This is a genomic window from Candidatus Poribacteria bacterium (assembly GCA_021295755.1).
Lineage (GTDB): Bacteria > Poribacteria > WGA-4E > WGA-4E > PCPOR2b > PCPOR2b.
In genome coordinates, this window is record JAGWBT010000254.1 from 1 (window position 1) to 2913 (window position 2913).

The 2913-nt window shown below is 46.3% G+C and carries 4 protein-coding genes and 1 pseudogene; 2 read left to right on the forward strand and 3 right to left on the reverse strand.

Annotation, left to right across the window (positions count from 1 at the left end; translation table 11 throughout):
* Nucleotides 1-514 (forward strand): hypothetical protein (locus J4G02_23110; GenBank protein ID MCE2397398.1); only part of this gene is annotated, 514 nt, incomplete at its 5' end.
* 80 nt (nt 515-594) lie between these two features.
* A complete protein-coding gene (locus J4G02_23115) occupies nt 595-1203 on the forward strand; it encodes an alpha-ketoglutarate-dependent dioxygenase AlkB (GenBank protein ID MCE2397399.1) in 609 nt (202 codons plus the stop codon).
* Between the two features lie 13 nt (nt 1204-1216).
* Here the strand turns inward: J4G02_23115 and J4G02_23120 are convergent.
* From J4G02_23120 to J4G02_23130, 3 genes and pseudogenes are all read right to left on the reverse strand, one after another.
* A pseudogene (locus tag J4G02_23120) lies at nt 1217-1950 on the reverse strand (MBL fold metallo-hydrolase).
* On the reverse strand, nt 1947-2489 hold the full coding sequence (locus tag J4G02_23125; protein MCE2397400.1) for a pyridoxamine 5'-phosphate oxidase family protein: 543 nt from the start codon (nt 2487-2489) through the stop codon (nt 1947-1949). Before J4G02_23125 ends, J4G02_23120 begins: the two are co-directional and overlap by 4 nt.
* A 1-nt stretch (nt 2490) precedes the next feature.
* On the reverse strand, nt 2491-2913 hold a 423-nt coding region (locus J4G02_23130; GenBank protein ID MCE2397401.1), incomplete at its 5' end, for a PLP-dependent transferase.

Consider the following 2913-nt stretch of genomic DNA (forward strand, 5'->3'; position numbering starts at 1 on the left):
GGCACCGAAAACCCGGAATGTTGATCAACTAATGATCGCTTTCGCGTCGATGGCTTGTAACGGATTGATTCTAGCCGTAGGCGAATCCACGCTATTTTTCTGCAGTTCGATACTTCGAGGCATGGACGCGATGACTCGATTAGTTGTCAATCTTCCTGAAGATTCTCCAAAGAGTGATGCAGAAAACGAATTGGTAATGGATTTGAGGGTCGCTGTACATCGCCAGACGCCAGTAGATTTTTTAAAGGATATCAGTCAACATTCCCTCAATCTGGTAATTTTATGCAATGAGGAGATCTCACCAATGTTGGTTGATCAACTCTCAAAGATGTTATCTGCTGGCGGTTGTGTACTCGTACCCAAAACCGAAAATATTAAAACTGAAGAACAACAAGTAGAATTTTCCGACTTTCATCAGGTAGATGTCGGAGATTGTTTGCTCTTTGTCAATAAACCATTTCAGCAGGAAAATGTGCGCCGTGGTGGACGTCGTGCCAGATTGGCGGAGGTGTGACGGATAAACATATATCGGTCATTAGGTTCATCCGATACCCACAACCTGCAATCGTGTCAGAAAATAAACTAAACGATAGACTGCTCAACGCCTCTTTTGATCTTACGAAACTCGATGGAGGTTGTCTTTGGACAAAAGAGGAATTTATCCCACCGCACTTGGCAACACTTTATCTGGAAGAGTTGCGCGAGCAAACAGCATGGATACAGCCGACAATCAAAATGGGTGCGAAAGTGGTCAAGTCTCCCCGACTATCAGCTTGGTATGGTGACCCAGAAGCTGTGTATACGTATTCCGGATTGCGTAATGTGCCACTACCGTGGACTGAAACTCTATCGCAGTTGCGAAATTCTCTCGAAAACCTGACAGGGATTCGATTCAACAGTGTTTTGTTGAATCTTTACAGAAGTGGCTCCGACAGTATGGGATGGCACAGTGACAATGAGCCGGAATTAGGATATCAACCCACAATTGCTTCAATCAGTTTGGGAGACAAGCGAAAGTTCCTCATGAAACACAAAAAACTTGCTTGCCGTTGGGAAAGAATTCTCACGCATGGTTCGGTTCTGATCATGACAGGTGAAACACAGCGTTATTGGAGGCACTCTGTGCCAAAAACCAAAACAGTCCGAGGCGAAAGGATCAATCTGACTTTTCGACAAATTGTGATTGCCAAAAAATCGGGTTGACGCGTCTTGAGCGCTACCAACTATTTCTCAATTCACGCAGTTTTAGAAATACAGTTTTCCGGTCGGGGTTGTCGGGTAGGTCAGGAAAACTATCGCGAAGTCGCTCAATCACAGTCGGACTGCTCAATCGAAAGAACGTATTGAATGTCTTTTCCATCTTCAGTGTTGTGACAAGCGCTTCATCCGGGTCTTGATTCTCTATTTGAGCCAGGAGGTCAGCTGCTGTTCAAGCGTGAATGCCAGATTGTTTGCGATGTAGTCGTGCCCCGGGTATATTTTCGTATCAGCAGATAGATTGTCGAGTTGGCTTGCAAATGTCTCATAGAGTTCATGAGGGTGACCTCCGTTGTGACAATTCCCCGCACCTGCATTGAACAGTGTATCGCCGCAGAATAGTGCAGGGACGTCGCTGTGAGAGAGAAGACAGATATGACTCATGGTATGGCCGGGAGTATCCATTGCCTCGAGTTCCACCTTACCGATTCCACGTATTTTATCCTTGGCATTCTTGTGGGCGATTAACTGGGCACCTGTTGCTTTAATCATCATCTCATTGCCACCGGTATGATCATGATGCTCATGCGTGTTCAGTACTGCCGTAATCTCCCATCCGCGATTTTTAGCTCTGGCCAGGCATTTTGAGTGATCGAGCGGGTCTATTGCGATGGCTTCACCTGACTCTCCGCAAGCAATCAGGTAGTTAAAATTGCGGTAGGCGTTATTTGTCCAAATCTGTTCAACGATCACTTTTGACTCCTCTTTGTGGCCTTATTTCGGTTTTGCGCATCACGGGCGGGATTGGTGATATGTTCTACTTCATTCATATCATCACCCGAAATTCTATAAGCCTGACCGAATCCCTTGACATAGACTGCTCGCACCGGTTGCAAGGTATGAAGATTAAAGTCGGCGAGCTGCACCAGAGTATCGACTATAGCACCGAAACGTTCCCGGTAGCTCGGAATCCAATTGGCGAACTCAATACTTTTTCGATCATGGAGTTCAGCCTTACAGGTGATTACAACTCGCTCTCTGGCAAATAGATTTGGTGAATCTTTTTCACTTGTTATCACCATGGCTGATACGCTGTTGTTACTTGCAATATTATGCGTATGTTCAGCGAGACTGCTTAAAAATACACCAAACGACAGATTACCCATATAGACGTATGGCGCATAACTTACAGAGGGTACCCCATCGGCGGAAACTGTTGCCAGCTCGACTGATAAGTGCCGTTCAATCAGCTGATCGATTTCACTACGAATTTGTTCGTTTTGGCCGGACATTTTATTCCCTCAGGTTCATTGCCTCGAAACCAACTTCCAAGTCAGCAATCAAATCGTCGGTGGACTCCAAACCGACATGCATGCGAAGTGCCGGACCTTCGGCTTCCCATTTTGTCGCCGTTCTGTAGTCACTCGGGTCGAAGGGAATCAACAGGCTCTCAAAACCTCCCCAACTGTATCCGATTCCGAACAGTTTGGCATTGTCGACAAGCGCAGCAACTGCTGAAGTTGATACAGGATTGAGGATAAATGCGAACAAACCACTTGCACCTGAAAAGTCTCGTTTCCAAATTTCATATCCGGCGTCTCCCGGCAACGCCGGATGAATCACTCTGGCGACTTCGGGACGTTCTGATAGCCATTTGGCAACAATCATTCCGGATTCGTAATGCTGGCGCAAACGTGTAGGCATGGTACGCAATCC

What these genes read in the sequence shown, in the direction of transcription:
- J4G02_23125 (MCE2397400.1), bottom strand. Translation starts at nt 2,489, where the DNA reads ATGTCCGGCCAAAACGAACAAATTCGTAGTGAAATCGATCAGCTGATT.